This is a genomic window from Halanaerobium sehlinense (genome assembly GCF_055379485.1).
This window is the reverse complement of record NZ_AP042442.1, coordinates 1,421,003-1,438,045: the sequence shown is the minus strand read 5'-3', so window position 1 is coordinate 1,438,045 and position 17,043 is coordinate 1,421,003. Positions and strand designations below refer to the sequence as shown.

The 17,043-nt window shown below is 35.8% G+C and carries 14 protein-coding genes and 1 riboswitch; of the genes, 2 read left to right on the top strand and 12 right to left on the bottom strand.

Translation table 11 applies throughout. The features are described from left to right. Positions 1 to 11: 11 nt before the first annotated feature. The 4 genes from ACZ446_RS06860 to clpB form a co-directional block, all read right to left on the bottom strand. Entirely contained in the window at positions 12 to 818 is an 807-nt protein-coding gene (locus ACZ446_RS06860; RefSeq protein ID WP_464391848.1) for an AAC(3) family N-acetyltransferase, read from the bottom strand. A gap of 31 nt (positions 819 to 849) precedes the next feature. Then, on the bottom strand, positions 850 to 1,626 hold the full coding sequence (locus ACZ446_RS06855; protein ID WP_464391847.1) for a GNAT family N-acetyltransferase: 777 nt from the start codon (positions 1,624 to 1,626) through the stop codon (positions 850 to 852). Positions 1,627 to 1,684: 58 nt separating this feature from the next. Beyond that, positions 1,685 to 2,839 (bottom strand): MFS transporter, encoded by a 1,155-nt coding sequence (locus tag ACZ446_RS06850; protein ID WP_464391846.1) that lies wholly within the window; start codon positions 2,837 to 2,839, stop codon positions 1,685 to 1,687. Between the two features lie 169 nt (positions 2,840 to 3,008). After that, positions 3,009 to 5,591, bottom strand: a complete 2,583-nt coding sequence (gene clpB, locus ACZ446_RS06845) for an ATP-dependent chaperone ClpB (protein ID WP_464391845.1) — start codon at positions 5,589 to 5,591, stop codon at positions 3,009 to 3,011. Positions 5,592 to 5,771: 180 nt separating this feature from the next. Between clpB and xerA the strand changes: the two genes are divergently transcribed. Beyond that, positions 5,772 to 6,710 (top strand): site-specific tyrosine recombinase/integron integrase, encoded by a 939-nt coding sequence (gene xerA / locus ACZ446_RS06840; RefSeq protein WP_464391844.1) that lies wholly within the window; start codon positions 5,772 to 5,774, stop codon positions 6,708 to 6,710. A 100-nt stretch (positions 6,711 to 6,810) separates the two neighbouring features. Here the strand turns inward: xerA and ACZ446_RS06835 are convergent, their stop codons facing one another. From ACZ446_RS06835 to ACZ446_RS06815, 5 genes are all read right to left on the bottom strand, one after another. Next, entirely contained in the window at positions 6,811 to 7,929 is a 1,119-nt protein-coding gene (locus ACZ446_RS06835; protein ID WP_464391843.1) for an aspartate aminotransferase family protein, read from the bottom strand. A gap of 159 nt (positions 7,930 to 8,088) precedes the next feature. After that, positions 8,089 to 8,787, bottom strand: a complete 699-nt coding sequence (dapD, locus tag ACZ446_RS06830) for a 2,3,4,5-tetrahydropyridine-2,6-dicarboxylate N-acetyltransferase (protein WP_464391842.1) — start codon at positions 8,785 to 8,787, stop codon at positions 8,089 to 8,091. A 287-nt stretch (positions 8,788 to 9,074) separates the two neighbouring features. Next, positions 9,075 to 9,722 (bottom strand): 4-hydroxy-tetrahydrodipicolinate reductase, encoded by a 648-nt coding sequence (locus ACZ446_RS06825; RefSeq protein WP_464391841.1) that lies wholly within the window; start codon positions 9,720 to 9,722, stop codon positions 9,075 to 9,077. Beyond that, a complete protein-coding gene (gene dapA, locus ACZ446_RS06820) occupies positions 9,719 to 10,597 on the bottom strand; it encodes a 4-hydroxy-tetrahydrodipicolinate synthase (protein ID WP_464391840.1) in 879 nt (292 codons plus the stop codon). The genes ACZ446_RS06825 and dapA overlap by 4 nt, the downstream gene beginning before the upstream one ends. Position 10,598: 1 nt before the next feature. Then, positions 10,599 to 11,831 carry a diaminopimelate decarboxylase family protein gene (locus ACZ446_RS06815; RefSeq protein WP_464391839.1) on the bottom strand — a complete coding sequence of 411 codons (1,233 nt, stop codon included), beginning with the start codon at positions 11,829 to 11,831 and terminating at the stop codon, positions 10,599 to 10,601. A 141-nt stretch (positions 11,832 to 11,972) separates the two neighbouring features. Next, positions 11,973 to 12,161: riboswitch (Lysine riboswitch) on the bottom strand. Positions 12,162 to 12,444: 283 nt separating this feature from the next. On the opposite strand from ACZ446_RS06815, the gene gdhA reads away from it, so the two are divergent. Beyond that, positions 12,445 to 13,761 (top strand): NADP-specific glutamate dehydrogenase, encoded by a 1,317-nt coding sequence (gene gdhA / locus ACZ446_RS06810; protein WP_464394380.1) that lies wholly within the window; start codon positions 12,445 to 12,447, stop codon positions 13,759 to 13,761. Between the two features lie 105 nt (positions 13,762 to 13,866). Here gdhA and ACZ446_RS06805 read toward each other — a convergent pair whose 3' ends face one another. The 3 genes from ACZ446_RS06805 to ACZ446_RS06795 all read right to left on the bottom strand — a co-directional run bounded on the left by ACZ446_RS06805 (position 13,867) and on the right by ACZ446_RS06795 (position 17,004). Further along, positions 13,867 to 14,715: an ABC transporter permease gene (locus ACZ446_RS06805; protein WP_464394379.1), complete on the bottom strand. Its 849-nt coding sequence runs from the start codon at positions 14,713 to 14,715 to the stop codon at positions 13,867 to 13,869. Between the two features lie 96 nt (positions 14,716 to 14,811). Further along, on the bottom strand, positions 14,812 to 15,750 hold the full coding sequence (locus ACZ446_RS06800) for an ABC transporter substrate-binding protein (RefSeq protein WP_464394358.1): 939 nt from the start codon (positions 15,748 to 15,750) through the stop codon (positions 14,812 to 14,814). Positions 15,751 to 15,825: 75 nt separating this feature from the next. Beyond that, positions 15,826 to 17,004 carry a quaternary amine ABC transporter ATP-binding protein gene (locus ACZ446_RS06795; protein WP_464394357.1) on the bottom strand — a complete coding sequence of 393 codons (1,179 nt, stop codon included), beginning with the start codon at positions 17,002 to 17,004 and terminating at the stop codon, positions 15,826 to 15,828. Positions 17,005 to 17,043: the final 39 nt, after the last annotated feature.

The window sequence follows — 17,043 nt, the reverse complement described above, 5'->3', positions numbered from 1 at the left end:
TCACTAATTAACTAGTTGCCGCTCCCTTCCAGCCAGCTAACTGCAAAATCTACCATTTCTTTCTGTTTAAACAATTTAGCCTCTGCCATTCCTACTTTGGTTGTGCTGTAATCATTTTCTGCCTCATATTCTTTTCCAATCGCAGGAAAGAGATCATCATTAAATTCAATATCTTGATATTGAGTCCAGACCTTCTGTCCCTCATGCAAAATTGAAGAGCCAAAAATTTTGATTTTCAAGTCATAGTCTGCTCTGTATTCTGCTAAATGTAGAGAGGTATTGCTGTCATGGCCAACTCCAATCAAGAGTATTTTCCCATCTCTGTCATAAATCCTGGCAAGAGGTGAGTTATCGCCAAGGGCATAATCTAATGTGTGGTTAGCTGTAATAGATTCCGCTTCTTTTCCCCAGGCAGAAAATGAAAGACAGGGGTGATTACTTCTTAAGACACCTGGAAATTTACGAAAAATTTCTGGAGTCAAACCTATGCCGCGTGTAGGTGTTACTTCCGGTCTGTAGGCTGGCATTTCTTCTCTTATTTTTTGGTGCCATGTTTCAGGTACTGCTGGATTTTCCCAATATTTTGGTTCAGAATAATCTCCACTATGAGCTGGCATGATCAATGTACCTTCTTCTGTAATAACCTCCTGCAGAGCTTCAATTAAAGCTACTGCTCCTCCACAAACCCAGCCTAATTTACTGAGAGTTGAATGAACTATTACTATTTCTCCTCTTAGATTTAGCTTCTTAAAATCATTAATTAATGAGCTTTTAGTAACAGGGTCCTCTGTTTTAGCAATAATTTCTTCTTCCTTCATCTTTTTTCCTCCATTATTTTATTATTCTTTTTTAAGTTTTATCTTTCAACTTAATCCAGCTGATCATCCTATCAAATTCGAATCCTAATGAAGCAAATAATTTTTTTGCCTTTAAATTATCGGGCTCAACATTTAAAAATATAGCCTGCTTATTAGCAATCTTATCTCTAATCAGCTGTTTCATAATCAGACGTCCAAATCCTTTTTTTCTGAAATTATTTCTGACATGAATAAAACCAAGTGCCCCATCATCATGAGTTAAACCCCAGGCTGCTAGTTCTCCTGCAACAAAAATTCCAGCTGAGCAGTCTGCTTCTATTCGTTCTTTTATATATGCTTTTGAAGTATACTGCTGGTAGTGAGAGTTAGCAAAGATAAAATCTGCATCATCAGCCTTTAATCTTTTTAATTTAAATTCAGCATCTAGGTTATTTTCATTTTTATCACTGCTGTCTGCTTTATCCCGGAGTTCTCTATTTTTCTTTAACTCAGCAGTTTTAGGTAAAATTAGTCTTTCAGTCTTTAACTCCCATTCGATTTCTCTATTCTGACTAATAACTGGGAGCATCCATTCTTCTAAAGAAGCAAAATAAAGTGTCTGATATTTAAACTTTTTCAGTAGTGCCTTAAGTTCTTGTTCATTTTCAGCTGTTGGATATGACCAGAGATGGTCAGTTTTGACAGTAATCAAAATTGAATCCCCAGTTTGAATAAAGTTTTCTATACCGTAGTTCTCGATTATACCAATTATACTTATATTTTTATTTATATCCTGTTTTAACAGTTTTAAAATACTATTTTTATTCATTATAATCTTCCTCATCTATCTGGTTTTTTCTTAATTATCTAAGTTTATGGTTAAGTTGCTATACTTTTTCAGACTTATAAAGGCGGCTTAAAACTGCTCCCAGTATCCCAACCAGACCGATCATCCAGAAGCCCATTTCAAGCCCGGCTAAATCACTGATGGTTCCAACTAATATTGGGCCAGCAAACATGCCAAGCCCATAAATTGCCTGGAAAAAGCCCATAGCGGTTCCCCTCTTATTTGCTTCTACATTTTTGATGCTCAGCCCCATTAAAACAGGAAAAATCATTCCCTGTGAAAACCCATTAAGCATCTGATTGAAGTATAATAAGTAAAGTTGATCAATAAAGGGGACTAAAATACAGGAAACTGCCAGCAGAATAAATCCAATTGTAACTGTATTTTTTTCACCAAGCCGCTGGCTGAAATAGCTGCCGCTTAAATAAGAAGATAAAATCCCAGGAATAGTTGTGATTGTGGTCAAAAGACCCAGATGGAAACTAGTTGCTCCCAGGTTTTTAGCAGCTACCGGTATAAAGCCGAAGGTGGTCGAATGTGCAATCATCATCATTAAAATCGCCAGAAAAGAAACAGTTAAGAGACTCCTGTTTCTGGCAACTTTTAAAATCTCTTTTAAAGTAATTGCTCGATGGTCAATATTTTTCTTTTCATCTACTTTGAGGCTTAAAATAAAACCAACTACTGCTCCAGCTGCTGCCAGTAAAAAAGGAAACTGCTGGCCCAATCCCTGAGCAATTATTCCACCTAAAAGCATTCCTACTACCTGACCGGACTTGTTAGAAGCATTAATTAGACCGATTGCATGGGCAGTATCATCTTTTTTAAAATAAGAAGAAAAAAGGACAGTAAAACTAACCCAGGTTGCAGCAGAGGCCCCTGCCAGAGAGCGAAAAACTAGAATTAGAGCTGGAGTTTCAGCAAACCACATACCTGTGGTGCTGATCAAGCTGAGCAGGATTCCTAGATTGACAAATACCTTTTTCTTATTAATTCTGTCCGAATAAATTCCAAGAGGAATTCGAATCAGCATCTGTGTAAACCCATATGAACCTAAAATTAAGCCGATCATCTTATGTGATGCACCAAGTGATTCTATGTAGGGAGAAAACGTTGGAATATAGGCATACATTGAAAACCAGTAAAAGGCTGTGACAAAGATAAAAAGTCGAATATTTTTCTTGTTTTTAGACATTTAAAAACCTCACATTTTAATATTTCTTGCATTTTTTGTTAGAAAAATCATGTACAATTAATATATTTCGTGGTAATTATTTTTTTTCCTTCATTAAAATGAAAAAGCAGACCGGTAAGCTGCCGATCTGCCTTAAATTTAATATTTATTTTAACAGTATTTAATAGTTTTAATTTTTAAATCTGAATTCTCCATCTACAAAATCAACTTCTACTGTATCTCCCTCTTTAATTTTTTCTTCTAAAAGGAGCATAGCCAGTTCGTCTTTAATCTGGTTCTGGATAACCCTTCTTAAAGGGCGGGCACCATAGGCCGGATCAAAACCTAGCTCTAAGAGCTCTTCTTTAGCTGCTCTAGTTAAGTCAATTTCTATATCCTGTTCTGAGAGGTTTTGCTGCAGGTAAGAAATCTGAATGTCGATAATTTTAAAGATATCTTCCTTAGTTAAGGAGTGGAAAATTATCTTTTCATCGATTCTATTTAAGAACTCAGGTCTAAACTGTCCTCTTAAGGCCTCATCAATTTCTTCTTTAATTTCTGCTTCATCTTCTAAATCCTGAATATACTGGGAACCGACATTGGAAGTCATGATAATAACTGTGTTTCTAAAGTCGACTTCTTTACCCTGACTGTCAGTTAGAACACCATCGTCTAAAATCTGCAGCAGGATATTGAATACGTCAGGATGAGCCTTTTCAATCTCATCAAATAGAATTACAGAGTAGGGATTGCGCCTTACCTTTTCTGTCAGCTGTCCGCCTTCTTCAAAGCCGACATAGCCGGGAGGGGAACCGATTAATTTTGAAACAGCATGACGCTCCATGTACTCAGACATGTCAATTCTGGTCAGCGCTCTTTCGTCATCAAAGAGGTATTCCGCCAGTGTTTTAGCAAGCTCAGTTTTACCAACCCCGGTTGGCCCCATAAACATAAAGGAAGCAAGCGGTCGATTGGCATCCTGCAGACCAGTTCTGGAGCGGCGGATTGCATTACTGACTGCTTTAACTGCATCATGCTGACCGACAACTCTTTTTTCTAACTCGCCCTCTAAGTGAATCAGTTTTTCTTTTTCTTCTTCCATCAGCTTCTGCAGTGGAATATCGGTCCAGAGAGATACAATTTCTGCAATATCTTCTTCTGTTACCTCTTCTTTAACCAGATGATCAGCATCTTTTTGTGATTCCTCTACCTTTTGGCTGACCTCAGCCAGTTTTTTGCGCAGTTCATTTAGCTCACCATAGCGCAGGCGGGCTGCTTCCTCGTAATTGGCCTCACGCTCAGCAGCTTCGGCCCGATATTCAATCTGATCAATCTTTTCTTTAAGCTCCTGCATTTTTGCCAGCTGGTCTTTTTCATTTTTCCATTTTAAGCGCAGAGGATCACGCTTATCCTTTAATTCCTGCAGTTTTTCCTCGATTTCTGACAATCTTTCCTGGGCTTCTGCTGTATCTTCATTTTTTAAGGCCTCTTTTTCAGTTTCCAGCCTTCTAACTCTGCGGTCAAGCTCATCAATCTCTATCGGCATCGAGTCAATTTCAATTCTAATTTTAGAAGCTGCTTCATCAATTAAGTCGATTGCCTTATCCGGCAGAAATCTCTCTGTCAGGTAGCGGTCCGAAAGCTTGGCGGCAGCTACAATTGCATTATCGGTAATTTTTATCCCGTGGTGAATCTCATATTTTTCTTTTAAACCTCTTAAAATTGAAACTGTGTCGTCAATATCAGGCTCTGAAACCTGAACTGGCTGGAATCTTCTTTCTAAGGCGGCATCTTTTTCTATATGCTTTTTGTATTCAGCTAAGGTAGTTGCACCTACACAGTGTAGTTCACCGCGAGCTAAGGCAGGTTTTAAAAGATTGGCTGCATCCATTGAGCCTTCAGTAGCCCCAGCTCCAACAAGGGTATGCATCTCATCGATAAAGAGAATAATCTGACCTTCTGCTTTTTTAATTTCTTTTAGAACTGACTTTAATCGCTCTTCAAACTCACCTCTAAATTTAGTTCCAGCAACTAAAGAACCCATATCAAGAGAAATAACTTTTTTCTTTTTCAAACCTTCTGGAACATCACCGTTAATAATTCTCTGGGCCAGCCCCTCTACAATGGCAGTTTTACCAACACCCGGCTCACCAATTAAAACCGGATTGTTTTTGCGGCGGCGGGATAAAACCTGCATTACTCTTCGAATCAAGTTATCTCGACCAATTACCGGGTCCAGCTTTCCATTTTTGGCCTGTTCAGTAATATCAATCGTGTATTTTTCTAAAACGTTGAAGCCTTCTTCTCCCTGTTGGGAATCAATTTTGCTGCCACCGCGTACTTCCTGAATAATCTGCTTGATATCATTATAATTTAAATTTTTCTCATAGAGCATTTTACCAAGCTCAGTCTTGCGGTCTCTTAAAATAGCCAGCAGAAAATGCTCAGTCGATATATACTGATCACCTAAGGCATCTGCCTGTTTTTCTGCCTCCCGCATAATCTCATTCAGCTGATGTGACATATAGGCCTGTCCACTCTGTTCAGAATAGACCTGGGGCAGTTTTTTTAAGAGTTTTTCATTTTCAGCTTTAAGTTCTTTTAGGTTGGCTTCTGCTTTCTGCAGCAGTGGAATCACAATTCCATCATCCTGATTTAATAAAGCTTTAAATAAATGGGAAGGAAAGATTTCCTGATGCTGATAGTCTTGAGCAACATTCTGTGCCTCTACCAGACTTTGCTGTGCCTTGCGTGTAAACTTTTCCATATCCATCTTTTTACTCCTCCTTTGAGACTAAATATTCAATTTATATATTTTTTATAATTTACTTTCTATAATAATTATAATAAAAAGGTCAGAGAAGGTCAAGAGTTAAAATAGAGGATTTTAAGGTTTTTAATTGAATAAATAATGTAAGGGTATAATAGATATAGGTACTGAAGACGAAAGGAAGTGGTTCAAATTTCTCAACTTGATTTTTTGCAGGCTTTAAATAAATTTAAAAAATATCTTGATGTGGAAAAAGGCTATTCTGAACTTACAATTAAGGAATATGACAGTGATCTGCATCAATTACATAGATATCTCAGAGAAGAACTGGATTTTAAGAAAGGTTTTAAACCGGATGAGGTTGATAGGCTTGACATCTCAGAATTTTTGGCTGATGCAGTGATTATTAATGATAATAAGGCAGTAACTAGAAACAGAAAGCTCTTTGCTGTTCGGTCATTTTATAAATATCTCCTTCATTATGGAATTGTAAACAAAAATCCAGCAGAGGCAATAGAAAGCAGTAAAACTGATACCCGACTGGAGCCGATATATTTAAAACTTAAAGAAGCACAGAAATTTATTCAGGCCATTGATGAGCATGGTGGTATCAACCGACTTCGTGATCTGGCAATTGTTAAGCTCTTTCTCTATGCCGGCCTCCGCATTTCGGAGCTCGTAAATCTTGACTTTGATAATATCGATTTTGAAGATGGGTCAATCAAGTTTTACGGGAAGGGTAAAAAGGAACGCTATGTGCCGCTGCATCAAGATGTTCTTTTAGCAATCAGACGTTATATGCGGGAAAGGAATTCAATTAAAATTAAAGCTAATGATGCCAGGCAGGCAGTCTTTATTTCCCGGCACGGCAGGAGAATTAGCCCGCGAACTATTCAGTTATTTGTGAAAAAATATGCCAAAAAAGCAGGTTTGAGCAGGGCTGAAAAAATTACCCCTCACAAACTCCGACATACCTTTGCCTCTACTCTTTATCGTCAGACTAAGGATATCAAGGTGCTGCAGGATCTATTAGGACATGCAAATCTCTCTACAACTCAGATTTATACCCATGTTGATACTGAGGAAAAGAAAAATGCAATTGACGAGATGCCTGATTTTTAAATTAAGTTCAAAAACTGAAAGTTTCTGACATGAAAAAACCGGGCATCTGAAATAAATTTTCAGGTCCCGGTTTCATTACATTGTAATATGAAATTTATCTTTAAATTATCTTTTCTAATTTATCTACCAGTTCATCAATTTCTGCTTTCGTAATATTAAGAGCCGGTAAAAAGCGAATAACTCTGCCTTTAACAATATTCAAAAGAACTCCTTCTGCCTGGGCCTTGTCCCTTAGATCAGGGATTTCTTCTTTTAATTCAATCCCCAGCATTAAACCAATTCCTCTAACATCTTTTATCTCATCAGATTTAAGTCCTTTTAATTTCTTTAAAAAATATTCTCCTCTTTCTGCAATTGTCTCCTGCATATTCTCAAGCTTTTCTAAAACTATTTTTGCTCCCCTTAGAGCAAGAGGATTAGGAGCAAAGGTTGAACCGTGATCACCCGGCTCTAAAACTTTGGTCATTTCTCCTCTCATAATTACTGCGCCTAAAGGAAGACCTCCACCAAGTGCTTTGGCAACAGTAATTAAATCAGGTTTTAAATCAAAATGCTCGAAGGAATATCTTTTGGTAGTTCTATATAGTCCTGCCTGAACTTCATCAGATGCTAGAATCCAACCATTTTCTTCAATCTGCCTATTTAATTCAGCTACAAAGTCCGCTGATGCTGGCTGTACACCACCTGAACCCTGCAGCGGCTCAAAAAATACTGCTTCAATATCTGGATTATTGGCTGCAGTTTCCTTTAAACTTGCTGCATCATTAAATTCAGCTTCTACTGTGCCTGCTAAAAGTGGTTTGAACTGGTCTCTGATTCCGGGAAAACCATTGACTGAAAGTGCACCCAGACTTCTACCGTGAAAAGAATTGCTGAAAAATAATATTTTAGCTTCTCCAATTTTCTTCTTAATTATCTTTAAAGCAAGTTCAGTTGCCTCGGTTCCAGAATTAACAAAAAAGACTTTATCATCAGGATCACTAATTAACTCGGCTACTCTTTCTGTATCCTGGTCTAAAAAATAATTAGATGTATGTGCATATTTATGCAGTTTATCACTTATTGCATTAACTACTTCAGGGTGGCTGTGGCCCAGGGCCAGCACCCCTATCCCAGAAAAGGTATCAAAATATTTATTACCCTCCTGGTCATAGATATATACTCCTTCTGCCTTCTCAATTGTAAAATCATAACTATTATATAGTTCTAAATAACGCATTTTAATACATCCTTTATAAAATATTTGGGAAAATTTATTTACCTACCTATTTAAAAGCTGGCTAGAATAAAATCCAGCCAGCTTAGAATTTATACTTTTTAATTTTCATAAATAAATTTTGATTGATTTTAAATAAAATCTCAATCTAATTTTTAAAATTTAAAGCTGACGTAAACTGGCCATTACCTCAGTCTTCTGTTTTGTCTGATCATCCACATCTTTAATCTTTTTAGCAGGAGCACCGGCATAAACAGTACCTGCAGGCACATCATCGATTACAATTGAACCAGCTGCAATAACAGCACCTTCTCCAATTTTAACTCCCTCTAAAACAACGGCATTAGCACCAATTAAAACATTATCTTCTACAACAACTGGGTCAGCACTAGGTGGTTCAATAACTCCAGCCAGCACAGTTCCAGCACCGATGTGGCAGTTATCACCAACAGTTGCTCGACCTCCCAGCACTGTATTCATGTCGATCATTGTATTAGCACCAATCTTAGCACCGATATTGATCACAGCCCCCATCATTAAGACACAGCCATCACCGATTTCAACCTGATCTCTGATATGTACACCAGGCTCAATGCGGCAGTTGTACTGGCTGTAATCAGCTAGTGGAATAGCAGAATTCAATCTATCCATTTCAATTCTGGACTGAATTAATTTGTCTCCCAGCTCTTCCTTTAAAGCTTCTGCCTCTTTCAGCTCACAGAAAACAACTCCAGAGCTGTCATCTCCATAATATTCGTAAGTACTTAAAACATCTTTTAAATCCTCACCTTTAAGATAGAACTTAACAGGTGTTTTCTTAGTCGAATTAGAAATATAATCAATTAAATCGTAAGAATTCATTTTTTTGCCTCCAGTTATAATATATTAAATATATTTTTGATTTATTAGTTAAAATAAGAATTTTAATTAAAAATACAAGTAGCCGTCAAAAATAAGAATTAAAATGAAATGAATTATCTCTTTTTTAAGAAAAACTTGATGAATTATGTTAATAAATAAGCTCTGAGAACACGATGTTTTCAGCTGACCCGCAGTACAGGAGGTGCTGATCGGGAAGGAAATCTTATTTATTAACTTTAATGAATCTTAGTATATCTTGAATGAGATTTGGAGTTAAATTTTAATTCTTATTTTAAAATTTCAGAAAAGCTGTAAAATCCAGCATCCAGTTCTAGAATTTTTTCAGCACTCAAAAGCACTCCCTGTGTAAAAGCCTCCCTAGAGTAGGCTCTGTGTTTCAAAGTAAGCACTTCACCTGTGCTGGCAAAATCAACTTCGTGCTCTCCAAATTCTGATCCAAGCCTTTTAGAGTGCATTTCTAAATTATCTCTATCGATTAAATCTCCCAGCATAATTGCTGTTCCAGAAGGTTTGTCTTTTTTAAAACGGTGGTGAGTTTCAGAAATTTCGATATCCCAGTCCTGGTCAACATACTGATTAACCTTTTTGAGCAATTCAGACAGAATATTGATACCAATTGAAAAATTAAAACTCTGAATCACCGGTACCTCTGCTGCCAACCTATCTAATTCAGCAAAATCGTCTTCATCTAAACCTGTAGTTCCAATTACTAAAGGCACCTTTTTTTCCTCAATTACTCGGATGGTATCAGCAAAAGCCTCTTTTAAAGAAAAGTCAATAATCACTTCCGGTTTTTCTATTTCCTTTTCACCATTTTCATCCTTTTGATAGACCAGCTCGTGACCGGCATCAGAAAACAAGTCTTCTATGGCCTGACCCATCCGGCCGGAATAGCCTATGATTCCATATTTCATACAATATCAAGCTCCTTCATTTCATTTAAAATTAGCTCCTGATCTTTCTGACTCAGATTAATTAAAGGACGTCTTAAGTTATTGTTTGACAAACCGATCTGCTGCATTGCAAATTTAATTGGAATTGGATTTACATCAATAAAAATTAACCGCATTAATTTAAGATATTTATAGTGTAAGTCTCTGGCTGCCTGATATTCTTCAGCCAAAATGTGAGAAGTAATTTTTTTCATCACTCCCGGCATTAAATTAGAAAATACTGAAATAACTCCCTGACCTCCAGACATCATTAAGGGTAATGTCTGATCATCGTTTCCGGAAAGAATAGTTTTTTCATCACCAGCAATTTCTATTACATTTAAAATCTGACTCATGTCTCCACTTGCTTCTTTGATAGCAACAATGTTGTTTTCCATTTCAGCCATTTTCTTAAAAGTTTCCGGCTCGATATTAACTCCGGTTCTGGACGGAACATTATAAGCAATGATCGGCAGCTCAGTTTCTCTTGCAATATGGGTAAAGTGGTCAACCAAACCTGCCTGACTAGTTTTATTATAATATGGAGTTACAATTAAAGCTCCATCAGCACCATTTTCTTCAGCCAGTTTATTCATCTCAATAACTTTCACAGTATCATTGGTTCCTGTTCCAACAATTACTGGAACTTCACCATCAGCTTTGGCAACTGCCATTTTTGTTAATTTTTCTCTTTCTCCTAAATGAACTGTAGGAGATTCACCTGTAGTCCCCAGTACAACAAGTGCATCAACCTCGTTTTCTAATTGATAATCTAAAAGCTTTTCAAATAAATCATAATCAACCTCTCCATTATCCTTAAATGGAGTGATCAATGCTGTACCTACACCTTTAAACATATTAATAGCCCCCTATAATAGTAGTTGTATAATCTTCAAAACTCTCATCTCTTCTAATCTGTTTTACTTCCCCATCAACAGTATATAAAAATTCTCCATTTCTCAGCATTCCATTATAATTAAAGCCCATCGCGTGACCATGAGCACCTGTATCGTGAATAACTAATAAATCTCCCAATTTACTTTTAGGTAGTTTGCGGTCAATAGCAAATTTATCGTTGTTTTCACAGAGTGAGCCAATTACATCATAAATTTCGAATTCGCTTTCTCCCCGCGCCTCTGCATCAATATTTGTTAAGTGGTGGTAACTTCTATACATTGCAGGTCTCATTAGATCTGACATTGAAGCATCTACCCCCAGATATTTTTTATATGTTTCTTTTTCCTTAATAACTTTTGTGACCAAATAGCCAGACTCACCGGTAATATAACGTCCGGATTCCATAAAAATCTTGGGCTCAAGTCCGTTTTCTTTAAGAATCTTATCATATGATGATTTAACTTCTCGGGCAATTGCCTGAACATCGACAATTTGCTCTTTTTCATAGGGAATTCCAATGCCTCCCCCAATATTAATAAAATCAATTTCTACACCATAGTCTGAAATTATTTTTCTGGCAAATTCAAAGAGCATTTCAGTATATTCTCCAAAAATTTGAGGATCATTTTCGTTAGAGACAACCATAGTGTGCAGACCGATTGAGCTAATCTTATTTTCTTTTAAAAAAGCTACTGCATCTCTGATCTGTTCAGCTGTTGAGCCAAATTTTGATTCCTTTGAATCACCCATGATTTCATTTTCAATTGAACCAGGATTTAATCTAAAGCAGATATTTTCCGGAATAATTCCATTTTCAAAAAGCTCATAAATATCAGGAGCATAATCAATATTAATGATGGCTCCTCTATCAACTGCATATTGATAGGCTTCTAATGTTGTTAGGTTAGAAGTAAACATAATATCCTCACCACTAAAACCAACTTCCTCAGCCAGTTTAATTTCAGTCACAGTTGCTGCATCAACTCCACAGCTATTTTCCTTCATAATCTTTAAAATATGAGGATTTGGATTAGCTTTAATAGCAAAATATTCTTTAAAATCAATCCAATCAAAGGAAGAAATTAAAGTATTTAAGCGATCTACAATAACCTGTTCATCATAGATATGAAAAGGGGTTCCAAATTCTTCAACTGTCTCTCTAATTTTATTCTCGGCAATAGTTATTTTTTTCATAAATCTACTCCATTTTTATATTTTTTTACTACATTTATTCTATCATAATTTAGTGATAAAAGAAAAATATATAGGTATATAACAAAAACTCAGCGAAATCGCTGAGTTAAATACTTAATCAGAGAAATCACCTCTTCCATCATTCGAGATAGCTCAACATCAACAGCCTGGATAAAGCTGTTAATGACAGTTCTGCACATATTTTATACAGACCCAGCAGACAGTCATTAAACCCTGACTGAATACTTCGGCGAATTAGCCTTTTTTTAACAAAAGCGGTTTAAGCCTAATTGAAAAATACTGATCTAAATTCGCGCCTCTACCCCATCTGATTGATGAGGCATTTTCCTATTAAAATTTATTCTATTTGAACTTTGTTTAAGTATATATAATAGTAGAAAGCTTGTCAAGAATTAAGCGGCTTTTTTAAGCTAAATTATCAAAATAGGTGTCTGGATTAAATGGCATTATATGCAATTATCCTTGTATACAATGGAAAAAATAGCTTTTATAATTGATTTTAAAAGAAATATATATTAATATTAATTTGTATAGTTCAATCGAAAATATTTATTGAGGAGTGAGAAGTTTGAATAGTTATACTGAAAAGGTTATGGAACAGGTAGTTGAAAGAAATCCTGGTGAAGCAGAATTTCATCAGGCTGTAGAAGAAGTTTTAGAATCTTTAGATCCGGTATTTGAAAAACATCCAGAGTTTGAGGAAAATGGTATTTTAGAAAGAATTGTTGAACCAGAAAGACAGATTATTTTTCGCGTTCCCTGGGTAGATGATCAGGGTAAAACACATGTTAATCGTGGTTTCAGAATAGAATATAACTCAGCTTTAGGTCCCTATAAAGGTGGATTAAGATTCCATCCTTCAGTTTATGCAGGGATTGTTAAATTTTTAGGTTTTGAACAAATCTTTAAAAATGCACTAACCGGACGTCCTATTGGTGGAGGTAAAGGTGGTAGTGATTTTGATCCTAAGGGTAAATCTGATCAGGAAGTTATGCGCTTCTGCCAGAGTTTCATGACAGAATTGTCACGTCATATTGGTGATAAAACTGATGTACCTGCAGGAGATATCGGTGTTGGTGGTAGAGAAATTGGTTATCTTTTTGGTCAGTACAAGAGAATCAAAAATAGATATGAAGCTGGTGTTTTAACAGGTAAAGGTCTTGACTGGGGTGGAAGTCTGGTTCGGACTGAGGCAACAGGCTATGGTCTGGTTTACATACTAGAAGAAATGCTGAAAGATCATAAGGTATCTTTAAATGATAAAAAGGTTGTTATCTCAGGTTCTGGTAATGTAGCAATTTATGCTAATGAAAAAGTTACCCAGTTGGGAGCAAAAGTTGTTGCAATGAGTGATTCTTCCGGTTATTTATATGATGAAAACGGAATTGATTTAGAGTTAGTAAAAGAAATCAAGGAAGAAAGACGGGGTAGAATTAAAGAATATTTAGACGAATATCCTGAAGCAGAATACTGTGATAACTGTACAGATATCTGGTCTATTGAATGTGACATTGCTCTTCCCTGTGCAACCCAGAATGAAATGGATGCAGAAGATGTCCAGACATTAGTTGATAATGGAGTAATTGCTATTGGTGAAGGTGCTAATATGCCGCTAACTCCAGAGGCAATTAAAATTGTTAAAGATAAGGAAGTATTTTATATTCCTGGCAAAGCTGCTAATGCTGGTGGAGTTGCAACATCTGCAATCGAAATGACTCAAAATGCAATGTTTGATGAATGGACATTTGATAAGGTTGATCAGGAGCTCCAAAAAATCATGGTCGGCATTTACAAAGATGCAAGTAAAGTTGCTGCAGAATATGGCATGGAAGGTGATTTAGTGGCTGGCGCTAATATTGCTGGTTTCTTAAAAGTTGCCAATGCAATGCTTGATCAGGGTGTAGTTTAATTTAGATTTCAAACTTATTTATCCTATTAAAAATTATATTCATAATAATAAACCCCGCTTAGATTTTAAATAATCCTGGCGGGGCTTTTCTTTTCTATATTTACTTTAAGAATCTCTACCAAACATTCTATCAAGCACCATTGCTATAATTACTACACCCAGACCGGCTTCAAATCCTAAGCCGATATCAACCGTGTTTAAGGAACGAAGTACTGGTTTACCGAGTCCACCTGCACCAATCATAGCTGCAATTACAACCATTGATAGTGAGAGCATAATACACTGATTAATTCCCATCATGATTGAAGGCATAGCTCCTGGTAGTTCAATTTTGAATAAAATCTGCCACCAGTTAGCACCAAAGGCATGTCCTGCTTCCTCTAACTCTTCATCTACCTGTTTGATTCCCAAATAAGTTAACCTTATTGGAGGTGCAATTGCAAAAACTACAGTTGCAATTACTCCAGAGACATTACCTAAACCAAAGAACATTAATGCAGGGATCAAATAAACAAAGGGTGGAATTGTCTGCATAAAGTCCAAAATAGGACGAGTTATTAAATCTACAGCTTTATTATGTGCTTTGATAATACCAACTGGAATTCCAATTACAAGTGCTATCAAAACAGAAGTTATAATTGATGACAGTGTTATAATTAAGGGATCCCACATTTCAATATTTAAAACTAGAGCCAAACCCAGTGCAACAAAAGCTGCCATCTTTTTCCCCTTCAACTTCCAGGCAATTAAAGCAAATATTGCAATAAAAACAAGTGGATGTGGAAATGAGAGAACTGTTTCTACTCCTCCCACAATCGATTCTATTAAAGAAGAAAAAGCATTTAAAGGTCCACTAAAATTATTTATTAAAAAATCAACTAAATTTTCTATCCAATTCCCCAGAGGAATTTTTGTTGTTAGTAATTCAAGAATATTGTTAATAATAATCACCATCCTTATTAAATTTTTACTGGTGGCATCAAAGTTTAAAGCCACCAGTATCTTATCTTATTTAGTATTTATTATTAATTATTTTTCATTTAAATATTACTATTTACTTACAATTTCAGCTATTGCTTTTCTACCCATTCTACCATCTGTTGTTTTTACTCCAAATACCCACTGATTAACAACATCTAAATTATTTGCAATCCATTCTTCTGCAACTACTTCTGGATCACGTTCTTTATTTTGATATTCATCAATCCATTTATTCTGGATCGGAGCAGTTACTTTAAATTGTTCTAAGAATTTGTAGAAATTAGGATTTTCATCCTGATAACCATTTCTGGCTACAGTGTAAACACTATCGTTTTCTCCCCAGATGCCTTCTGGATCAGAAAGATATTTTAGATCAAATAATACGTTCATATAATGGGGTTTCCAGCCATTAAATGCAATCCATTCTTCATTGTTAACTGCTCTCTGAACAGAAGAAAGCATTCCAGCAGTAGAACTAGCCTGTAGTGTCCAGTCACCTAAGTTATATGTGTTATTATCAATGGCATCTTGGATAATTATATTACCATCATTACCGGGCTCAATTCCATAAATTGTACTATTGAACTTTTCAGCATGTTCCTGTAAATCAGCCAGAGATTTAACTCCTGCTTCATATACATATTCTGGTACTGCAGTCTGATAAACAACATCTTCTAGATTAACTCTTACATTATGAACTATTCCCTTTTCCTCATATTCATTAAAATGCATTTTCATAGTCGGCAGCCAGTTCCCTAAAAAGACATCCAGATCTTCAGTTTCTAAACTTTTAAAGATTATTGCCTGTGAGGCTGCTGTCATTTTAGTTTCATAACCTAAGTATTCAGCAACTTTAGCTGCTACATGAGTTTTAATTGTAACTCCAGGCCACTGTACATAACCAAAATCAACTGTATCATCCTGAGCTGCAGCCTGTGGTACTGCTGCAAATAGTCCAAATCCTAATAAAACAATTAATAAAGTTGAAATTAATTTTTTGTTATTCATTTATATCCCTCCAGAGATATTATTAATTAATTTACTAAATCCTTTTACTTGTTTTAAATATTATATTGATTATTTTTAAACTTTTTCTGAAGCTAAATTAGCTACTACATTAGTTTTTACAATTACACCTTTTAACTTTTGATCTTCATCTAAAACTGGTAAAGGTGTATCAATATCTGCAATCTTAGAGAAAAGATCATTAACACTTTCTTCTGGTTCTGCTAAAGGAACTTCTTTAATGATTTCTTCTAAACTTTCCTGATCATTATTTAGTGATTCAACTACATCTTCAATTGTAACAATGCCTCTATACTTCCTATTTTCTCCCAGCACAAAAATACTGCCCAGTTCATTGTGGCGCATTTTATGCAGTGCAGTTCTCAGGCCATCCTGTTTATATAGGACAGCTTTTGGATTATCCATAATATCTTCGGCTGTTAAAACACGTGATCGATTAACATCCTGTACAAATTCTGCTACATAATCATTTTCAGCATTTGTCAAAATTTCTTCGTGATTACCAACCTGAACAATTTCACCATCTTTCATAATTGCAATTCTGTCACCTAATTTGAGTGCTTCATCCAGGTCATGAGTTATAAAAACAATCGTTTTATCTATATGTTCATAAAGGTCAAGGAGTTTATCCTGCATATCTTTTTTGATTAGTGGATCTAAAGCACTAAATGGTTCATCCATCAGTAAGATATCTGTATCAACAGCTAAAGCACGTGCCAAACCAACTCGCTGCTGCATACCACCACTAAGCTGATCAGGTTTTTGATCTTCATATCCTTCCAGCCCAACCTGTTTTAAAGCTGTCATGGCCTTTTCTCTTCTTTTATCTTTGTCCATCCCCTGAATCTCCAGTCCAAATTCAGCATTTTCTAAAACTGTTCTGTAAGGGAAAAGAGCAAAGTTTTGAAAAACCATTCCAAACTTTTCTTTTCTAAATTTTCTAAGCTCATCTTTATTTAAATCCATAATATTTGTACCATCAATTTCAATTTTCCCAGCTGTTGGTTCTACAAGTCTATTTAAAGTTCTAAGCAGTGTTGACTTACCACTTCCTGAAAGACCCATGATTACAAAAATTTCTCCTTCTTCTACTTCAAAGCTGGCATCATTGATTCCAACTGTGGCCCCTGTTTTTTCTAAAATATCATCTTTGCCCATTCCATCTTTGAGCATTTCAATTTCTTTCTGGCCTCTGCCATCGAAAATCTTATAGAGATTTTCTGCTTTTATTTTCAATGTTTTCACCTCTTTATTTTATTTTTTAAAAGTTTGCTG